The 18,700-nt window shown below is 71.4% G+C and carries 15 protein-coding genes; 7 read left to right on the top strand and 8 right to left on the bottom strand.

All coding sequences use genetic code 11. From position 1 onward, the window contains the following. Positions 1 to 322: 322 nt before the first annotated feature. From ABZ374_RS33750 to ABZ374_RS33735, 4 genes are all read left to right on the top strand, one after another. Positions 323 to 1,174 carry a hypothetical protein gene (locus tag ABZ374_RS33750; protein ID WP_360318472.1) on the top strand — a complete coding sequence of 284 codons (852 nt, stop codon included), beginning with the start codon at positions 323 to 325 and terminating at the stop codon, positions 1,172 to 1,174. A gap of 198 nt (positions 1,175 to 1,372) precedes the next feature. Then, the gene (locus ABZ374_RS33745; protein WP_360318470.1) at positions 1,373 to 2,134 is read left to right on the top strand and encodes a response regulator transcription factor; all 762 of its coding nucleotides are present in this window, start codon (positions 1,373 to 1,375) and stop codon (positions 2,132 to 2,134) included. Then, positions 2,131 to 3,768, top strand: a complete 1,638-nt coding sequence (locus tag ABZ374_RS33740; RefSeq protein ID WP_360318468.1) for a HAMP domain-containing sensor histidine kinase — start codon at positions 2,131 to 2,133, stop codon at positions 3,766 to 3,768. The genes ABZ374_RS33745 and ABZ374_RS33740 overlap by 4 nt, the downstream gene beginning before the upstream one ends. Before the next feature lie 448 nt (positions 3,769 to 4,216). Further along, a complete protein-coding gene (locus ABZ374_RS33735) occupies positions 4,217 to 4,444 on the top strand; it encodes a hypothetical protein (RefSeq protein WP_360318465.1) in 228 nt (75 codons plus the stop codon). Positions 4,445 to 4,694: 250 nt separating this feature from the next. Here ABZ374_RS33735 and ABZ374_RS33730 read toward each other — a convergent pair whose 3' ends face one another. From ABZ374_RS33730 to ABZ374_RS33720, 3 genes are all read right to left on the bottom strand, one after another. Then, positions 4,695 to 5,339 (bottom strand): response regulator transcription factor, encoded by a 645-nt coding sequence (locus ABZ374_RS33730; RefSeq protein WP_360318463.1) that lies wholly within the window; start codon positions 5,337 to 5,339, stop codon positions 4,695 to 4,697. A gap of 77 nt (positions 5,340 to 5,416) precedes the next feature. Beyond that, positions 5,417 to 6,709, bottom strand: coding sequence for a sensor domain-containing protein (locus ABZ374_RS33725; protein ID WP_360318462.1), 1,293 nt, complete (start codon positions 6,707 to 6,709; stop codon positions 5,417 to 5,419). 162 nt (positions 6,710 to 6,871) lie between these two features. Continuing rightward, positions 6,872 to 8,179 (bottom strand): aminotransferase class I/II-fold pyridoxal phosphate-dependent enzyme, encoded by a 1,308-nt coding sequence (locus ABZ374_RS33720; protein WP_360318460.1) that lies wholly within the window; start codon positions 8,177 to 8,179, stop codon positions 6,872 to 6,874. Positions 8,180 to 8,290: 111 nt separating this feature from the next. On the opposite strand from ABZ374_RS33720, the gene ABZ374_RS33715 reads away from it, so the two are divergent. Then, on the top strand, positions 8,291 to 8,947 hold the full coding sequence (locus tag ABZ374_RS33715) for a pyridoxamine 5'-phosphate oxidase family protein (RefSeq protein WP_360318458.1): 657 nt from the start codon (positions 8,291 to 8,293) through the stop codon (positions 8,945 to 8,947). 270 nt (positions 8,948 to 9,217) lie between these two features. On the opposite strand, the gene ABZ374_RS33710 is transcribed toward ABZ374_RS33715, so the two are convergent. Next, positions 9,218 to 10,807: an alpha/beta hydrolase gene (locus ABZ374_RS33710; protein ID WP_360318456.1), complete on the bottom strand. Its 1,590-nt coding sequence runs from the start codon at positions 10,805 to 10,807 to the stop codon at positions 9,218 to 9,220. A 416-nt stretch (positions 10,808 to 11,223) separates the two neighbouring features. Further along, the gene (locus tag ABZ374_RS33705; protein WP_360318454.1) at positions 11,224 to 11,985 is read right to left on the bottom strand and encodes an antibiotic biosynthesis monooxygenase; all 762 of its coding nucleotides are present in this window, start codon (positions 11,983 to 11,985) and stop codon (positions 11,224 to 11,226) included. Between the two features lie 218 nt (positions 11,986 to 12,203). On the opposite strand from ABZ374_RS33705, the gene ABZ374_RS33700 reads away from it, so the two are divergent. Further along, positions 12,204 to 12,746, top strand: coding sequence for a GNAT family N-acetyltransferase (locus ABZ374_RS33700; RefSeq protein WP_360318452.1), 543 nt, complete (start codon positions 12,204 to 12,206; stop codon positions 12,744 to 12,746). A gap of 549 nt (positions 12,747 to 13,295) precedes the next feature. Here ABZ374_RS33700 and ABZ374_RS33695 read toward each other — a convergent pair. After that, positions 13,296 to 14,321 carry a YafY family protein gene (locus ABZ374_RS33695; RefSeq protein ID WP_360318451.1) on the bottom strand — a complete coding sequence of 342 codons (1,026 nt, stop codon included), beginning with the start codon at positions 14,319 to 14,321 and terminating at the stop codon, positions 13,296 to 13,298. 461 nt (positions 14,322 to 14,782) lie between these two features. Between ABZ374_RS33695 and ABZ374_RS33690 the strand changes: the two genes are divergently transcribed. Continuing rightward, positions 14,783 to 15,238 (top strand): nuclear transport factor 2 family protein, encoded by a 456-nt coding sequence (locus ABZ374_RS33690; RefSeq protein ID WP_360318489.1) that lies wholly within the window; start codon positions 14,783 to 14,785, stop codon positions 15,236 to 15,238. Between the two features lie 118 nt (positions 15,239 to 15,356). Here ABZ374_RS33690 and ABZ374_RS33685 read toward each other — a convergent pair whose 3' ends face one another. Then, positions 15,357 to 17,021, bottom strand: coding sequence for an amidohydrolase (locus ABZ374_RS33685; protein WP_360318449.1), 1,665 nt, complete (start codon positions 17,019 to 17,021; stop codon positions 15,357 to 15,359). Then, on the bottom strand, positions 17,018 to 18,559 hold the full coding sequence (locus ABZ374_RS33680; protein WP_360318447.1) for an APC family permease: 1,542 nt from the start codon (positions 18,557 to 18,559) through the stop codon (positions 17,018 to 17,020). The genes ABZ374_RS33685 and ABZ374_RS33680 overlap by 4 nt, the downstream gene beginning before the upstream one ends. Positions 18,560 to 18,700: the final 141 nt, after the last annotated feature.

Below are 18,700 nucleotides of genomic sequence, written 5' to 3'. Positions count from 1 at the left end.
AGCGAGGGGCCACTTTTTTGTGGAGGAGCCCGCGACGGAACAAAAAAGTGGTGCCTCGCGAGCCGGCGCCGAAGGCGCCCAACAAGAAGCAACGCTGCATCGCCGAAAGCCCCCCACCCGCCCGCTCCGCTCACGACCCAGGCTCAGGCGTCGGGCCCGGCTCGCGTCTCGGGCTTCTCGGCGCGCTGCGCTCGCGACCACGCCCAGCCACATGCCCCACACCCCCACCCCGGCCCGGACCGACCCCCCGCGCCCACGACCCAGCCCCCGCACGCCCCGTGGCGGACTTGTTCCGCATCGACCTGGGTAGATCGTCGGCGTGATGGAACGAGGCGCGGTCGAGGAGTGGGACGCCCGGCTGGGGTGGATGGGCGCGCTTGTGTCGGATGACGAGATCGCGCACCGGCGTGCCCTGGACCACTATCTGCGGGTGGCCAGGGAGACCCGCGAGGCCCGCGCCGCCTACGACACGGTCGTGTTGCGGGTGCCCCGCTCGGTCTCCGCCGAGGAGACGGCCTGGCAACGCTTCCGCGCCGCGTGGCTGCGCACGCCCGCCGCGGCGCTGCTGGCCGAGCCGCTCGCCGCCGCCGAGGTGCCCGATTGGGGCGGGCTGCCGTACGCACTGACCTATCTGGAGTGGGAGGCCCGGTACCCGACCGAATGGACCCGGCACGCCAAGGTCTGGAGCACCAAGCAGCGGCTGATCCGGCTGCTGGCCGTCCCCGGGCACCACGCTGAGGCCCGGAGCCGCCTGGTGGACCTGGTCGAGGCGGTGGTGTACCGCCGGCATCGATGCAAGGACCGCGAGTACTCCCGGATCGCCCGCGTCGTGGACGGCGAGGACCTGCGCGCCCGGCTGACGAAGGCACAGGACAGCGGCGAGCCGTGGACCCGGGATCAGGCCGGCCACGTGTTGTGGCTGTTGCACAACCCCCAGATCCCGATCAACCGCACCAACTGGTTCCGCTGGCTGTCCATCAACCAGGACACTCCCCAACCCCCACCCGGCACATCACCCACCGAGCCGACCGCGCCCACCGCGCCCACCGCGCGTCCCGAGCTCTCCGAGGCCGCCGAGCCCCCCGCCCCTCCCGACCTTCCCGACCCTCCCAACCCTCCCGACCACCCCAACCCGCCCAACCACCCCGACCCCCCTCCCCCACCACTCGTTTGACGAGCCGTCATTCGGCGTACACCACCCGCTCTCCACCCATAGGTTGGCCACCGACAACTTCGGCGACAACGGCAACAGCCTTCCGGGGGACGACATGGGTCGAGCCGACGACATGGCCAGCACACATCGCGTCGAGGCGTTCGACAGACAAGACACACCGCGCACACCCGCCACCGCGGAGCCGGGGGCCGCGACCCGGTGATCGCGGAACCCGACACCGAGCACCCGCCGCACGTCCTGGTCGTGGACGACGATCCCTCCATCCGACGCGCCCTGGAGCGCGGTCTACGGCTGGCCGGATATCGCGTCACCCTCGCCCCCGACGGCACCCGCGCGCTCGAACTGATCGTGCCCGCACCGCCGATCGCCCCCGCCGCCCCGGCCCCGCCCGCCGTATTCGACCCTCAGGTCGTGGTCCTGGACGTGGCGATGCCCGGTGTCAGCGGCATCGAGGTCTGTGCCGCGCTGCGCGCCCGAGGTGCCGCGACGCCGGTCCTGATGTTGTCCGCGCGCGACGAGACCGCCGATCGCATCGCGGGCCTGGAGAGCGGCGCCGACGACTACCTGGTGAAGCCCTTCGATCTGCGCGAACTCGACCTGAGACTGCGGGCGTTGCTGCGCCGCCGCCCGGTGGTCGGGGCCGGCGAACCGGTGTTGCGGGTGGGCCCGGTCTCGGTGGACGTGGCCGCGCACGTCGCGACCTGCCACGGCGCCGCCCTGGAGTTGACCCGCCGTGAGTTCGCGCTCTTGGAGGTCTTCACCCGCAACCCGGGTCTGGTGCTGTCCCGGGATCAACTCCTGGACCGGGTCTGGGGCTACGACTTCGACGTGCGCACCGACGTGGTCGACACCTTCGTCAGCTACCTGCGCCGCAAGCTGGAGGCCGGCGGCCGACCGCGCGTGCTGCACACCGTGCGCGGCATCGGGTTCGTCCTGCGTCCCTCGGGCGGTCCCGGATGAAGCTCTCCACCCGGATCGCGCTGTCGGTCGCCGTGCTGGTGCCGCTGCTCGTCCTCGGCGCGGGCACCCTGGTGGTGCGCTGGGCCCGACACGACTTGACGCAGCGCCAGGAACAACAACTCCAGCAACGGGCCGAACGCCTCGCGCCACCGGCCCGGTTCCTGGCCCGGACCGACCTGGACGAGCGCCAACAGGCGATCCGCACCCGGCAGTACCGGATCCTCGGTCTGGCCCTGGACGTCGGCGTCCGCTTCGACACCGCGGACGGACCGTTGTTGGTGGGGCCCCAGCCGCCGGAGGACACCCCGCTGCCCGCCCGCGCGCCGTCTCCGGTGACCGTTCACGCGGGCGGGCGTTCGTGGCGAATGGTGACCCGGCCGCTGCCGACCGGGGCGTTGTACGTGTTCGTGCCCTCGGGCGAACCGGACGCACAGGCCGCACTGTTGCGCCGACGGGTGTACGTGGTGACCGCGTTCACGGTGCCGCTTTCCGGGCTGGCCGGGCTCGCCGCCGGCGCCGCGACCACCCGATCGTTGCGCGCGCTGCGCCGCCGGGCGGCCCGGCTGGATCCGGACGGCGGCGCGCACGACGCGGTGCACGTACCCTCCGGCGTGGTCGAGGTGGACGAACTCGGCCGCACCCTGGACGACGTGCTGGGCCGGTACGCGGCGCAGACCGCACGCACCCGCGAAGCGCTGGAGACCGCCCGCTCGTTCGCCGCCACCGTCGACCACGAACTGCGCGGCCCACTCACCGGGATGCGTACCGATCTGGACGTGCTGGCCACCTATCCGGACCTGGTCGCGGCCGAGCGCGAGGACGTGGTCGCGGACCTCCGGGTGGGCCACGAACGGGTGTTGTCGGTACTGACCGCGCTGCGTGCGCTCGCCCAGGGCGATCTGGTGGACGCATCGGCCTTCGGGCCGGTGGAGTTGGGCGAGGTCGCGCACGCGGCGGTCCGGGCCGCGCCGACCCGCCGGCCCGGCGCGGAGGAACAGGCCGCCGCGGAGGCCGTCGACGTACGGGTCGAGGCACCGCACGAGGTGGTCGTCTACGGACTCGGGCCCGGGTTGCGCCTGCTCGTGGACAACCTGGTGGGCAACGCGCTGGTACACGGGGCGGGTCGGGTGCTGGTGAAGGTGTTGCCCGGGATGGACTGCGGCGTGGTGTGTGTGGACGACGAAGGGCCGGGTATCGCACCGGAGTTGCGTGAGGTGGTGTTCGAGCGATTCCGACGTGGCCCGGACAGCCCCGGGGCCGGGCTGGGGTTGACCCTGGTCGCCCAGCAGGTCGCGTTGCACGGCGGCCGGGTCACCGTCGGGGTGCCACCGTCGGGACACGGCACCCGGATCGAGGTGGTGCTGCCGCTGCGCGCCGACCCGGTCGCGGCGCGGGAACGCGCCTGGTTGGGCATCCGGGCCCCGGAGCCGACGAGTTCACCCGCGCCCCGCTCCACCGATGCGACCGGCGGATCCGACACCACCGGCGTCGCCGCCGGGTCCGGCACCGACTCCGTCCCGGTTGGGTCCCGACCCCGGGCCGGCGTACCGAAATCACGCGCGACAACCCGGCGCACCGGGAAGATTCCTTCCCCGACGGCCCGTTCACAGGAAACCCACAAGGAACGTCCCTAGCCTCGAGAAACGCCGTGCCCGCCCGGGGTGGGGCGGGCACGGCGTTTCGGGGGAGGTCGCACATGCGTGTGTTCGACCGCAGCGAGAGCGCGACTCCCACCGATCCGGTGCCCATGGGGACACGGCTCACCGTGCCCTTGGCGTATGCGGGAACGCCCGGTGGCGGCGGCCACCGGGCGCCCGCCCCGTGCTCGCGGCGGCTGCGGCGGGACCCGCGGCCGGCCACGGGGCCGACCCGGTTCGACGGCCACCCGAGCGGCACGGGTTCGATGACGCGCATCCCGTGGTGGAGCGCGACGGACGAGCGGCACATCCGGCCGGAGGCGGCGACCTGCCTTCGGAACGACCGGGCCACGCCTTGGCATCCGACGCCGGAGTGGCGGCGGCGGAGCACCGCTACCGGGGTGCGCAAGGCGTGGCGTGCCGCCCGGCCGGGGAAGACGATCCGGTGAGTCGCGGACTCGCCGTGCCCGCGGCGACGGCGGGCATCCTGGCGGCGGTGCTGTCCGCGATCGTCGCGCTGACCGCGCGCGGTACGGACGACAGCGGCACGGGCAGACACGAGATGGGCACGTTCGTGCCCGCGACGGACCACGAACCGGCCGCGCCACCACCCGCGTTCACCTCGATCGTGCGCGGCGCGCGCACCGCGGTGGACATGCGGGCGCGGACCTGAGAACCGAGCAACCGGTATTGCCCTGAATCGATCCGCCCCGGGGCCGGCACCGCGGTCGGCCCGAGGACGGTGTGGGATGCATGGATCACGGAGGGGGAGATCCGGGCATCCCACACCGCTCCCATCCCCGGAATCGCACCCCTGGGAGCTGCACCCTCAGAGTGAACTCTCGGAACCGCTCCCTCGAAGCCGCTCCCTCGGAGCTGCACTCTCCGAGCCGCCCCCTCGCAGGCTGCTCTCGAAGCCGCCCTCAGAGCTGCAAATACCGCAACACCGCCATCACCCGCCGGTGATCGGTGTCCGAAGGCGGCAGGTCGAGCTTGGTGAAGATGTTGCCGACGTGCTTTTCCACCGCGCGCTCCGTCACCACCAGCTTCTTCGCGATCGCCGCGTTCGTCCGCCCCTCGGCCATCAGCCCGAGCACCTCGTGCTCGCGCGGGGTGAGCGTGCTCAGGCCGCCGCTGCGCAGCCCGGCGCCGAACAACTGGGTGACCACCTCGGGGTCCAGCGCGGTGCCGCCGGCCGCGACCCGCTCCAGCGCATCGGTGAAGTCCCGGGTGTCCACCACGCGTTCCTTGAGCAGGTAGCCCACGCCCGCCGCGTTGCCGCCGAGCAGTTGGGCGGCGTACCGGGTCTCGATGTACTGCGAGAAGACCAACACCCCGATGCCGGGGTGGTCCCGGCGGATGTCGATCGCGGCCCGCAGGCCCTCGTCGGTGTGGGTCGGCGGCATCCGGATGTCGACCACGCACACGTCCGGCTTGTGCTCGACCACCGCCGCTCGCAGGGCGTCGGCGTCCGCGACGGCGGCCGCGACCTCGTGGTCGCGGTCGAGGAGCAGTTGAACGAGGCCGTCCCGCAGGATCGCGGCGTCCTCGGCAATGACGATGCGCATGGGCTCGATCGTCCCATGCCCCGACCGCCCCTCGGCCGCGGTCCCTCGGTCCGCGCTTCCCGTCCCTCGGTCCGCGCTCACCCTCGCGCCGGCAAATCCACGGTCACCTCGGTCGGTCCGCCCGGCGGACTGACGATCCGCAGGACGCCGTCCACCGTACGCACCCGCTCGACCAGGCCGGTGAGGCCGCTGCCCTTGCTCACGTTCGCGCCACCGTGCCCGTTGTCGGTGACCACCATGAGCAACCGGCCTTCCCGAACCCGCACCTGGACGACCGCCGCGCTCGCGCCGGAGTGGTGGGCGACGTTGGTGAGCAGTTCGGCGGCGCAGAAGTACGCGATGGTCTCGATCGTGGCGGGTGGACGCACGTCGATGTCGGTGTGCACCTCCACCGGGACGGCGCTGCACGCGGCCAGGGTGGCCAGCGCGGCGTCCAGGCCCTGGTCCAGGACCGGCGGGTGGATGCCCCGGGCGAGGTCGCGCAGTTCGACGATCGCCTCGCGGGCGTTGCCCAGCGCGCTGTCCACGAGCGTGCGCGCGCGGTCCACGTCCATCGGACGCTCGGTGTCCTCGGCGTCCAGTTTCTCCTTGGCCATGCTGAGGTTCATCGCGAGCGCGACGAGTCGGGCCTGCGCGCCGTCGTGCAGGTCGCGTTCGATCCGGCGCAGCGTCGCGGCCGAGTCTTCGACGGCGATCGCCCGGGTCTCCTCCAGGTCGGCCACGCGCTGCGCGGATTCGGTCGGCCCGAGCAGCGCGGGGACGAGCCACCGGTCGAGCTGGACGAGCCCGCGTACCACCCAGGGGGCGAGCAGCAGGATCGGGATGGCGGACACGCTCACCAGGAGCGAGAGCGGCAGGGTGTCGAAGTACACCTCGCCGATCTGTACCCCCGAGCGGCGGTCGACGCCGTGCGAGTCGGTGGTGTGCGGGTCGAACACGACGATGAGCAGCGGGTAGGCCAGCATGACCAGCCCGTAGCACCAGAACGCGCCGGTCATCACGACGGTGACCACGCTCAGCGGGAACTTGATCAGGTGGTAGGCGATCGCCCGCCAGCCCTCGGCGTTGCCCAGCGACGAGCCCAGCAGCCCGAGCGGGCCGCGCTTGGGCCGGAACGTGCGCAGCGGCGGCGTCTCGACCCCGAGCATGGCGCGGGCGAGTCCTCGGTGCACACCACCCCAGGCCCGCGCACCCATCACCCCGAGAGCCAGGATCGGCAGGCCGATCAGGGTGACGGTCAGGGCGATCCCGAACACGGAGAACAGGAAGATCGCACCGAAGCCGAACACCGCGAGCGGGAAGGTGAGGATCGCGTAGCCGGTCTCGGCCCATGTTCGTTTCGTGAACGGGGCCTTCAGGAACGTGTACATGGCGGGCATCCTCAAGGCGTAACGATCGTGATGGTGGAGTGTGCTCATGCTCCCCGGCCCGGGGCACCCGGATCGAGGGTGACAGCCCCCGACCCCGGGGTTCGGTTTGCCCCACCTCTCATACCGGACGATTCATCCACGGCATGATCCACCCCTCGGCGATCACCGGGTCTGTCGCCCCGCCCCGGTCCGGACCGCGAGGGCCACCGCGTCGGCCAGCCGCTCGGTCTCCTCGGCGGTGAGCGTGGCCACGGTGATCCGCAGGCCGGGCGCGGAGGTGATCCGGAACCGCGAGCCGGGGGCGACCACCCAGCCCCGGGCGAGCAGGCCGGCCACGGCGGTGGTCTCGTCCGGTACCTCGATCCACACGTTGATCCCGGTCCGGCCGACCGAGGCCACCCCGCGGGCGCGCAGCGCGTCGATCAGTCGGGTACGGCGCACCCGGTACGTCCGACGCGCGAAGCGGATGCGTTCGGCCACCTCGGGGTCGGTCCACGCGTGGGCGACCGCGTGTTGCAGTACGTGGCTGACCCAGCCGGGGCCCAGCCGCTGTCGGCCGCCGATCCGGTCGACCGTCACCGCGTCGCCCGCCAGGACCGCGCAGCGCAGGTCCGGGCCGTATGCCTTGGACGCCGAGCGGATGTGCGCCCAGTGGATGCCGACGCCGGTGAGGGTGTGCATGTCCAGGCCGGAGATGTCGTTGCCGTGGTCGTCCTCCAGGAGCACCACGTGCGGGTGCGCGGCCAGGATCGGGCGCAGTTCGGCCGCCCGTTCGGCCGACACGCAGGCGCCGGTGGGGTTCTGCGCGCGGGTGGTGACCACCATCGCGCGCGCGCCGGCCCGCAGCGCGGCCTCGGTCGCGACCGGGTCGGGGCCGTCGTCGTCAACCGGGATCGGCCGCGGGGTCAGGTTCAGCGCGGCGAGCAGGTCGAGCAGGTTGCCCCAGCCGGGGTCCTCGACCGCGACCTGATCGCCCGGCCGCAGGTGTGCGGTGAGCGCGCGCTCGATGCCGTCCAGCGCGCCGGAGGTGGCGGCCAGGTGCGCGCCGCCCACGCCGCCGGCGCGCAGCACCGTACGGGCGGCCTCCGCGAACGGCTCGTACAGCGCGCCGTCCCGGTAGAGCGGACGCCAATCGCTCGGCTCGGGGAAGACCGGCGACGGCAGCAGCACGGGGTCTGGCTCGCCGTTGGACAGATCGCGGGTGCCGGGCGGTACCTGCGGGCCCAGGTCGTTGCGCCGGATGGTCGCCGGGCGGGCCCGGATCCGGGTGCCTGCCCGGCCGTGTGTCTCCACGATGCCGCGTTCGCGCAGGGTGCGGTACGCGGCGGCGACGGTGTTGGCGTTGACGCCCAGTTCGGCGGCGAGCGCCCGAACCGGCGGCAGCGCGTCGCCGGGCGCGAGCTCGCGCGCGTGCAGGTCGCGTTCGACGGATGCGGCGATGTCGGCGGCGGTGCGACCGGTGGTGGCCATGCTTCTCCTGCGTCTGGGGGTCGTCGGATTATGCCGTTGACATCCTCCCCCGATGCACATCTATTGTACTACTCCAATCACTTATTTGAACTAGTACAAAGGATCTTCACGATGACCGACTATCCCGCCACCGCCACCACCACCCCCCACCGACACCGCGACCGGATGCGCTACGACGTCGAGGCGGTACACGCGATCCTCGACGCCGGCTTCCTCGCGCACGTCTCGTTCACCCTCGGCGGTCGGCCGCAACTGATCCCGCTCGCGTTCGGCCGCGACGGCGAGCGGCTCTACCTGCACACCTCCAGCGGCGGACAGCTCGCCCTGGCCGCACGGGCGAGCGGCGCCGAGGGGCTGCCGGTGGCGGTCTCGGTCACCCACGTGGACTCCGTGGTGCTCTCCCGCTCGGCGATGCACCACTCGATGGACTACCGCTGCGTGATCGCGCACGGTCCGCTGGTGCACGTCACCGACCCGGACGAGCAGATGCACGCCTACCGGGTGATCATCGACCACCTGGTCCCGGGCCGCGCCGACGACGTCCGCCCGCCCAGCCCGAAGGAGAACGCGCAGACCGCCGTCTTCCGACTGAAGCTGGACCAGGTCGCCGCGAAGGTCCGCGACCACGGCCTGGCCGAGGACCCCGACGACTTCGACCTGCCGCACTACGCCGGCGTGGTCCCGCTGACCACCACCCGCGGGCCGGTACGCCCGGACCGGGACCAGGAGATCCCGGCGTACCTGGCCCAGTGGCTCGGCGCATCCTGACCGGGGCGCACCACCGAAGCCGCCGCGGCACCGACCATCCCCGCCCCTCCCCCGATCGGGCCGCCCCCACCCGCCGGCGCGCCGATCGCCGTCGCCGCGACGCACCCGCGCGGCAACGCGTACGGGCCCGCCGCGGAAGCGACGGGCCCGTACGGACGTACCGGTTGTGCCGTGTTGCCGTGTTGCCGTGTTGCCGTGTTGCCGTGTTGCCGTGTTGCCGTGTTGCCGTGTTGCGAGCTTGCCGTGTTGCGAGCTTGCCGTGGTACCGCCCTACAGAGCGGTCTTGGAAGCCTTCTTCGGTGCGGCGGCCGTCAGTTCCGCCGCCACCGGGTTCGGTACCGGGTCGGGCAGCTTCTGGCAGACCGCGTCGGCCGGACCGTGGCCCCGGCCCTTCGGGGTCTTGCCGGTGACCAGGTATTCGTTCAGGTAGTCGTCCAGGCAGCTGCTGCCGCTGAGCGAGATGCCGTGGTTGCGGCCGCCCTGCTCGACCACCAGGGCCGAGTCGCGGAGCAGCCGGTGCATCGTGACGCCGCCCTCGTACGGGGTCGCGGCGTCGTTGGTCGCCTGGAACAGCAGGGTCTTGGGCAGCTTGTCGTTGGCGACGTTCACCGGCTTGAGGCTCGACGTCGGCCAGAACGCACAGGCCGCGTTGAACCAGACGTTGTTCCAGGTCAGGAACGGTGCCTTGGCGTACGTCTTGACCGCGTCCCGGTGCCAGGTCGCCCAGTCCTTGGGCCAGGCGGCGTCGCGGCACTGGGTGGCCAGGTAGCCGCTGTTGATGTTGTCGTTGCCCGGGCTCGCCCCCGCCAGGTCCTCGTACGCGGTGCGCAGCGGGGCCGTGACGTGGTCGACCACGTATCCCGAGAAGCCCTCGGCCAGTTCGGCCCAGGTCGAGTCGTTGTAGCCGCCCTGGGCGAACGCGTCCTCGACCTCGGCGCCACCGACGACGCCCTCGGCCGGGGCCTTGCTGAGCTGGTCGCGCATCGTGTACCAGGCACGCTCGACCTTGGCGGGGTCGGTGCCCAGGTGGTAGTTCGCGTCGTACTTGGCGACCCAACCGAAGAAGGCCTTCAGGTTGTTGTCGAACGCCACGTCCTGGGTGAGCTGGCCGCCGTACCAGACGCTGTCCTTGCTCGGGTCGACGATGCTGTCCAGCACCAGTCGCTTGACCCGGCTCGGGAACAGCTTGGCGTAGACCGCACCGAGGTAGGTGCCGTACGAGTAACCGAAGTAGCTGATCTGCCTGGCCCCGAGGGCGGCACGGATCGAGTCCATGTCCGCGGCCGAGGCCGGCGTGTTCATGTGCTTCAGGAAGTCGCCGTATTTGTCGCCGCAGGCCCGGGCGTACTCGTACACCCGCTTGATGTTGGTGAGTTCGTCACCGAAGTTGTCCGGGACGGTGTCCGGGCGGACCGGGTTGTTGAAGCCCGGGACGCAGTCCAGGTGCGGCTCGCTGGCACCCGCGCCGCGGGGGTCGAAGCCGATCACGTCGAACTGCGCGGCCACTTCGGGGCGCAGGTTCTTCGCGACGTAGCCGGCCAGTCCGCGACCCGGCGCACCGGGGCCGCCGGGGTTGACCAGGAGCGGGCCGAGCGACTTCGCGGCCGTGTGTGGAATCCGCGACACCGCGATGGTGATCTGCCGGCCGCCGGGATTGCCGTGGTCCATCGGGACCTGGAGTGAACCACATTCCATCGTCGGATAGTTCGAGCTGCCGCAGTTCTTCCAGGCGATGGGGGTGGAAGCGGACTCGGCCTGGGGTGCGGGCGAGTCGTCCGCCGAAGCCGGCGAAGCGAGGGTCAGCAACCCGCTCACCAGCGTAGTGGCGGCGGCGAACGCGACGAGAGTGTGTCTCTTCACGTGGGTGTTCCTCCATGTGACGGATCTGTCACGAGTGACATCGACGCCGCAGATGCTGCCGTGTCGACGGTCGATGCGACGAGGGGGCGGTCGGGTCGGAACGGGAATCCTTGCCAAGCGCAGTGGCGACCTTTACCCAGATTTTGGGTTTACCGCGCCGTACGCCCGTTTGGTCGGTTATGTAGGCGAGCGGAGAAGGGGCCATGCGATTGCACTCCGTGGCCGACGCGCGTAGTCGATCCGGAGGTTCGGCACTGATCACCCGGTCACCGTCCGGAGTTCGATCCGTCCTTGATCCCTCTTGCATTCCACCGGGCGCCGGCCCCGAACCGCCCTCGCGACCCGCGTGCGCGTTCCGCGCGGGCCGCCGGGGGCCTGCGACCAGCCCGGCGGCCCGCGTGGCGGCCCGGGTTCGGTCAGCCCAGGTACGGCGGCGTCAGGCCCCAGTCCCAGCGCGGCATCGGCGACTCCGGGAGCGGCGGCGGGTTGGGCCCGGAGTACATGATCGCCATCCGGGTGCCCCACTCCAGGTAGTACGCGAGCACGCCGCGAAACTCCGGGTCGGCCGGCAGGTCCACGTCGTCCGCCGTCTCCAGGAGCAGCGTGACCCACCGACGTCGCTGCGTCTCGGTGATCCCCCGGCCCAGGTGGCGCGAGGCCATGTGCCGGTGCCCACCCAACTCGGCGCTGTATACGGACGGGCCGCCGAACACCTCGCCCAGCCAGGCAGCCACGTGCTCGGCGTGCCGCGGGTCCATGTTCGCGAACACCGGGGCGAGGATCTCGTCTTCGGCCACCCGCTCGTAGAACGTGCCGAACAGTCGCTCGAACGCGGGCGCGCCCCCGGCCCACTCGTACAGCGTCGGCGTCGAACCGCCCCTGCCCGCCACGTCGGTCACCGTGTAGTGCCGCATCTCCTCGATCGCGGTGACGTACGGCCGGATCGCGGCGAAGAAGGCGGCGAAGTACTCACCCTTGCGAAAGCCGTTCAGGTGCGCGTCGGTCGAACTCCACCGGATCCGCAGAATGTAGGCGGACGCCTCTTCCTGACACCTGCTCAACTCGTAGTCCACACACTCCGGCGCGGCCGCGAGCGACTCGGCCGCGCGCGCGTACGCGGCCTCGAACTCGCTGCCGTCGGCTTCGGCGATCGTGTAGCGGATGTATTCGACGATCATGAACGGTCCCCCATGCAAGACGCTGTTTCGATCGCGTCAACCATAGGCATGATCACCTACCGGGTGATCATCGACGCGAGCCGATTTCGCGGACCGCGTAAGGCAATCCGCCCATCCACCCGATCGCCCGAGCCCACCCGATCACCCCCTCGAACCCTCGGCGCCGGCAGCGGATCCGGCACCGCTTCGAGGTGCGGCGGCTTCGTAGAATCGGCGCCATGGATCTCGGGACGGCGGCGAACGGTTCGGACGAGGTCACGGATGTCGAGGGCGCCCGGCAGCCCGGCGGGTCCGCGAGCATGCTCGCGCCCCTCACCCCCGGCAACGTTCCCGATCTGCACGACTTCCTGGTTCGGGCCGATCTCACGCTCAGTGGACTCGACGCGGCCGGCGTGCGGTTGTGGCTGTTGCGGGACGGTGGCGGCAGGGTGCGGGGGAGCACCGGCTTCGAGTTGTCCGCCGCCGGTGATCACGCGCTGATTCGTAGCGTCGCGGTGGATCGGGAGGCTCGGGGACGGGGTCTGGGGCTCGAACTTGCTCGGTTCGCGCTCGACCGCGCCGCTGCGGCCGGCGCTCGACACGCCTGGTTGTTCAGTCGCCGATCCGGCCCGTTCTGGCGGCGGTTGGGCTTCGAGCCGGCCGACCGGACCCGCCTCGCGGCGGTATTGGCCGAAACGCACCAGGTGACCCTGTTCCGCACGAGTGGGCAACTCGACCGCGAGGTGGCCTGGTCGCGTGCGCTCGGCCGGGGCCCGGCGTAGCCGATGTCGATCCGGGGAGGCCGGACGCACCGGAGCCCGTCCCCCGATCCCGCCGGGCGCGACGCGGCGGGATCGGGATGGACGGGCCCTGGCCCGGCCCTACCTTCGGGCCAACTGCGGGACGCGGGCGGATCGGACGTGCGCCCCGCAGAGTCACTCGGACATTTGATCACCCGGGTGTCCAACCACGCGATCCGGTGATCCCTCGTTCCACCCGATCCCTCGGCCTCCGCGTTGCACGCGACCCTACGATCCGGCCTCGCCGTCCGCGACTCCGGGTTGTGCTCGGGGCAACAACCCGCTTCGCCAACGTGTCGGTTGCGTACGGGATGGTCATGCCACGGGCACGAAGAGAGCATGCCGAACGACGGCCCGATCGGGGTCGTCGTCCTTCATGATCCATCGGCAAAGGCTTGATTGTGCACGTCGAACCGGCGCCCGGGCGCCGGGATCGGTATAGCTACGGCAAAGAATGCAATATCCGGAAGTCCACCATCCGGTTGGTATCCGGCCGCTTCCGGCCCGAGATCCGCGCAAATGGCCCGAACATCACCCATACCTGTCGGCGTCGGTATCGGCGCACCCGTACACCCGCGCCAACGCGACCGCCGCCGCCCGCATCCCGGCCCGCAGTTCCGGTGGCCCCAGCACCTCCACCTCGCCGCCGAACGGCAGGAGGGTGGTGATCGCCGAGTCGACCGACTCGATCGGCAGGACCACCTCGACCCGGCCGTCGACGTCGGGGCGGGTCGCGCTCGCGTGGGCCGCGCGTACCAGGACCGGCTCCAGTGCCTCCACCAGCCGCCGCATCCCGACCGGCGACACCCGCACGGTCGCCGACGCGCGGAGCCGGCGGTCGTCGAACCGATCGAGGTAGTCCTCCCAGTAGGTCGCCAACGCGAACCCGGCCGGTCGCTCGAATGTCTCCGCGAGGGACTGCGCATCCAGGATCCGCGACACCCGATAGGTACGGATCCGCGCCCGGTCCCCGACACCCTCCGCCTCCGCGTGCCCCGCGACGAGATACCAGGCGCCCGCCTTGAGCACCACGCCGTACGGGTCCACCACCCGGGTGTTCTCGTGTGGCTCGGCCCAGCGGAGGTAGCGGATGCGCGTCCGGCGCCGGTTCCACACCGCGTCGGCGACCTCGGCCAGGTGGGGCGTGTGGTCCTCGGCGCCGTACCAGGAGGGCGCGTCGAGGTGGAAGCACTCGGCGATCCGCCCGGCGCGGTCCCGCAGTTCGGGCGGAAGCGCGGCCATCAGCTTGAGCTGCGCGGCGGTCACCACCGATCCCAGGCCCAGATCGGCGGCGGCGGTCGGCAGGCCGGTGAGGAACAACGACTCGGCCTCGCCGGTGGTGAGTCCGGTCAGCCGAGTGCGGAATCCGTCGAGCAGTTCATAGCCGCCGCGATGGCCCGGATCCGCGTACAGCGGCACGCCGGCCGCGCTCAACGACTCCATGTCCCGGTAGACGGTCCGGATCGAGACCTCCAGCGTGTCGGCGATCTCCCGGGCGGTGACCCGCCCCCGGGTCTGCAACAACAACAGGATGGACACCAGCCGACTCGCCCGCATCCGGGAAGTCTGCCCGAATCCACTGACACAACGTGTCAGTGGAGCGCGTCTACCTTCCGCCCATGAACACCATCCACACCACCGACGAAACCGCCCCTGCCACCCCCGTCGACCTCGACGCGTTCGCGGACCGCTACCTGGCCGTGTGGCACCAGCCGGACCCGAGCGCCCGCCGCGCCGCCATCGAGGCGCTGTGGACGCCGGACGGGATCGAGACCATCGAGTCCGGACGGCACGTCGGGCACGACGCGCTGTTGGCCCGTGTCACCGATACCTACGAACAACTGGTCGACAAGGGCGGGTTCGTGTTCCGCTCGGCCGGGGACGCGGTCGGCCACAACGGCGCGATCACCTTCACGACCTACATGGTCCCGGCGGCCGGCGGCGATGTGGCGTGGACCGGGCGGGTGGTCGTGCATCTGGCACCCGACGGCCGGATCCGGCACGACCACCAGTTCACCCTGCCCACCGACCTCGGGCCCGGTACGGACGCCGTCGTCGGCGAGTTCGTCCGCCGCGTCGCGTCGGGCGACCCGGATCGCATCGCCGAACTGTTCGCCGAGCACGTGGACTGGGTGCTCGACTGGCCGGCCGAGGGTCACCCGTCCACGCCGTGGATCCGGTCGCGTTCGACCCGCGCCGACGTTGCCGCGCATTTTCGCGAACTGGCCGCCGCGCACACCGACGAGCCGCCGGAGCAGGCCGGCGACCCGGTCGTCGGACCCGGTCTGCGGATTCTGGTCGACGGGCCCGAGGCGGTCCTGTCGACCGAGATCCGGCGTACGGCCGCCTCCACCGGCACGCCCTACCGAGCGCGGTGCGCGCTGCACGTCACCGTCGAGGCGGGCCTGATCAGCCGTTACCACGTCTACGAGGACAGCCTCACCGTGGCCCGGGCACACACGGTCGGCGGCTGACCGACGCCGGCTCGGCCGTCCCCGGCCGGCAACCGCCCACCGACCCACCGGACCACGAACGGATCGCCGACCTCGTCCGCGACGCCACAGGCGCGCCGACGATCCGTCCGGACCGGGCCTAGGCCCCGAACACCCGCTCCCCGCCCACGAACGTCTCCAGCACGCGCGTCGCGCCGATCTCGCTCTCCGGTGCCGCGAACGGGTCGCGGTCGAGCACGGCGAGGTCCGCCTGCTTGCCCACCACGATGCTGCCGGTGTCGTCCAGGTGGTTCACGTACGCGGTGCCCGCCGTGTACGCCGCGAGCGCGGTGTGCAGGTCGAGCCGTTGCTCCGGGAAGAAGGCCGGCGAGTCCGACCCGTACAGCTTCCGGTTCACCGCCACGTGGATGCCCTGGATCGGGTCCGGGCTGGACACCGGCCAGTCGCTGCCCGCGACCAGCGTCGCACCGCTGCGCGCGAGCGCGCCGAACGGGTACTGCCACGCGGCCCGCTCCGCACCCAGGAACGGGATGGTCAACGTGTCCATCTGCGGCTCGTGCGCGGCCCACAGCGCCTGGATGTTCGCGCTCGCGCCGAGTTCGCGGAACCGGCCGAGGTCGTCCGGGTGCACCACCTGGAGGTGGGCCAGGTGCGGCCGGGTGTCCTTCCACCCGTTCGTCGCGCGCATCGCGGCCACCGCGTCCAGCGCCTCGCGGACCGCGCGGTCGCCCAACGCGTGGAAGTGCACCTGGAAGTCGTGCGCGTCGAGCGCCGTGACGTAGCGCTGCAACGCGGCCGGCTCGATGAAGCTGATCCCGCTGTTGTCGGAGGCGCATCCGCACGACGTCAGATACGGGCTGAGCATCGCGGCGGTGAAGTTCTCCGCGATCCCGTCCTGCATGATCTTGACGGTCGTGCAGGACAGGCGTCCCCGGGTGCCCGCGGCGCGGCGCGCCCGCAGTTCCTCGATCTGCTCGATCCCGCGGTCGCGCTGCCACCACAACGAGCCGACCACCCGTGCGGTCAGCAGGCCGCGGTCCACCGCCGTCAGATACGCGGAGCTCGCGTCGCTGACATTCGCGTGCGCGCCGAGCAGCGCGTCCTGCCACGCGGTGATGCCCAGCGAGTGCAACAACCGCTGGGCCCGGAGCAGGCCGGCCACCTGGTCCTCGGCGGTGAGCGCGGGCAGCAGCCGACCGACCAGGTCGGCCGCGCCCTCCTGGAGCACACCGGTCGGCTCGCCGTCCGAGTCGCGTTCGATCCGACCGTCGGCCGGGTCCGGGGTGTCCCGGGTGATGCCCGCCAGCCGCAGCGCCACGCTGTTGGCCCACGCGCCGTGGTGGTCCCGGTTGGGCAGGAACACCGGGCGGTCCGGAACCAGGTCGTCGAGCATCGACCGGTGCGGCAGGCCGCCCGGGAACGCCTCCATCGACCAGCCGCCGCCGGTGATCCACTCCAGGTCCGGGTTGGCGTCGGCGTAGGCCCGCACCGTCTCGCGATACTCGGCGACCGTCTCGTGCTCGGACAGGTCGCACTGGCCCATTTCGATGCCGCCACCCACCGGGTGCACGTGCGCGTCCTGGAAGCCCGGGATCAGCAGCTTGCCCGCGAGATCGACCACCTCGGTGCGATCGCCGATCAGCTCGCGCACCTCGTCGTGCCCGACCGCGACGATTCGCCCGTCGCGCACGGCCACCGAGCTCGCCCGGCTGCGCGCCGCGTCGACCGTGTGGACCGGGCCGCCGGTGAAGACGACGTCGGCGGCCACCGCGCCGGCGGAGGTCGTCTGCTCGATCTTGCTCATACCATTCCCTTGGACTTGAAGGCGTCGAAATCGGCGGCGTCGTTGTAGCGGTCCATCGGCAACTCGATCGAGTCGCCGTCGGTGCCCCGCCCGGTCTCGAAGTAGGCCGACTTGCGCACGTACTTGGCGTAGACGGCGAACCCCAGGCCGCTGAGGATCACCACCAGCGGCACGGAGAACATGAACCAGCCGTTGTCGGGGCTGAGTTCGAAGCTGTCGCTCATGGTCAGGTAGTCGTAGGCGAGGTAGGCGCCGACGCCCAGCAGCGCCAGTCCGCTCAGCCCGGGGATGATCACGGCGCGCACGCCCTCGGTGCGGTCGGTGCGCAGCGTCGGCCAGAAGCGCACGGCGCAGGCGATCGCGGTGAGGCCGTAGTAGAACGCCACGATCAGGCCGATCGAGTTGACCGCGGCCAGGATCATGTCGTTGAGCTTGGGGATGCCGATCGCCAGGACGGCGGTGCCGGCGGCGATCGCCATGATCAAAATCGTGCCGATCGCGGGCGATCCGAAGGTCGGGTGGATCCGGGTCCACACCTTGCCGAGCGTCTGGTCGCGGCCCATCGCCAGCATGCCGCGCGCGGTGGGAATGACGCCGGACTGGAGGGAGGCGACCGCGGAGAAGATCAGCGCGAGCAGCGGCAGGCTCGCCCACGGGTCGGCGGCCAGGTGCGCGCCCAGGAAGGTCAGACCCTGCGGACCGTTCTCGGCCAGCTCCGGGACGGTCATCACGCGCTGGAAGGCGATCGCGCCGAGCAGGAACATGCCGAGCATCACGAACAGCGCGATCAGGCCGCCGCGGGCCGAGTCCCCGGGATTCTTGGTCTCCTCGGTGACGCTGAACGCCGCGTCCCAGCCCCAGAAGAAGAACACCGCGAGCACCAGGCCCTGGGCGAAGTCCGAGGCCGAGTCGATTTCGAAGGGGTTGAACCAGGAGAAGGAGAACGGCTGCTCGCCGGAGGCGATCGCCCAGATGCAGAAGATCAGCAGCACCGAGTACTCGAAGACGAGCAGGAAGGTCTGCAACCGGGTGGCCTGGTGCACGCCGGTGATCGCGAGCACGGTGACCACGACCAGAACCACCAGGCCCAGGACGGTGCTGAGCTTGGTCGAGTTCGGATCCAGGGCCAGCCCGGCAAACTCGTGCCAACCGGCCTTGTTGGCGAACTGGAGCATCACCGAGCCGGTGATCGCGCTGGTGTACGCGAGGAAGATGATCGATCCGGCGAGCGCGACCCAGCCGGTGAGGAAGCCGGAGTATGGGCCGATCGACTTGCCGACCCAGACGTAGCCGCTGCCGCAGTTCGGCTCGACCCGGTTGAGGCGGGCGTACGCTCCGGCGATGCCGAGCATGGGCAGGAAGGCGATCAGGATGATGGCCGGCGTGGCCAACCCGACGGTGGCGGCCAACGTGCCCATGCCGACGCCGATGCTGGTGGTGGCCGCCGTACTGGACGCGGCTACCGCGATGCCGTCGACGACACCGAGCGACTTGCGCAGCTCGGGCGGTTGGTCGACCCGGGGCGGGTTCGTGGACATCGGCGCTCCCAGGGAGGCTAAAGCTGACAGGGGGTGGACGCCGATGAAACAGCCTGCGTCAGAATTACGTCAATGGTGTTGACATAAGATGGAATCGGACCCGGTGCACGTCGAGCCGGCTGCGGAGGAATTGTGGAGCGC

The organism is Embleya sp. NPDC005971 (assembly GCF_040629175.1).
Lineage (GTDB): Bacteria > Actinomycetota > Actinomycetes > Streptomycetales > Streptomycetaceae > Embleya.
Note: the sequence above shows the minus strand (reverse complement) of the source record. Positions and strands in the feature narration are given on the sequence as shown.

Excerpts from the sequence above, each read along its gene's own strand:
- ABZ374_RS33750 (WP_360318472.1), top strand. The coding sequence starts at position 323 with ATGGAACGAGGCGCGGTCGAGGAGTGGGACGCCCGGCTGGGGTGGATG.
- ABZ374_RS33740 (WP_360318468.1), top strand. The coding sequence starts at position 2,131 with ATGAAGCTCTCCACCCGGATCGCGCTGTCGGTCGCCGTGCTGGTGCCG.
- ABZ374_RS33730 (WP_360318463.1), bottom strand. The coding sequence starts at position 5,339 with ATGCGCATCGTCATTGCCGAGGACGCCGCGATCCTGCGGGACGGCCTC.
- ABZ374_RS33725 (WP_360318462.1), bottom strand. The coding sequence starts at position 6,709 with ATGTACACGTTCCTGAAGGCCCCGTTCACGAAACGAACATGGGCCGAG.
- ABZ374_RS33720 (WP_360318460.1), bottom strand. The coding sequence starts at position 8,179 with ATGGCCACCACCGGTCGCACCGCCGCCGACATCGCCGCATCCGTCGAA.
- ABZ374_RS33715 (WP_360318458.1), top strand. The coding sequence starts at position 8,291 with ATGACCGACTATCCCGCCACCGCCACCACCACCCCCCACCGACACCGC.
- ABZ374_RS33705 (WP_360318454.1), bottom strand. The coding sequence starts at position 11,985 with ATGATCGTCGAATACATCCGCTACACGATCGCCGAAGCCGACGGCAGC.
- ABZ374_RS33700 (WP_360318452.1), top strand. The coding sequence starts at position 12,204 with ATGGATCTCGGGACGGCGGCGAACGGTTCGGACGAGGTCACGGATGTC.
- ABZ374_RS33695 (WP_360318451.1), bottom strand. The coding sequence starts at position 14,321 with ATGCGGGCGAGTCGGCTGGTGTCCATCCTGTTGTTGTTGCAGACCCGG.
- ABZ374_RS33685 (WP_360318449.1), bottom strand. The coding sequence starts at position 17,021 with ATGAGCAAGATCGAGCAGACGACCTCCGCCGGCGCGGTGGCCGCCGAC.
- ABZ374_RS33680 (WP_360318447.1), bottom strand. The coding sequence starts at position 18,559 with ATGTCCACGAACCCGCCCCGGGTCGACCAACCGCCCGAGCTGCGCAAG.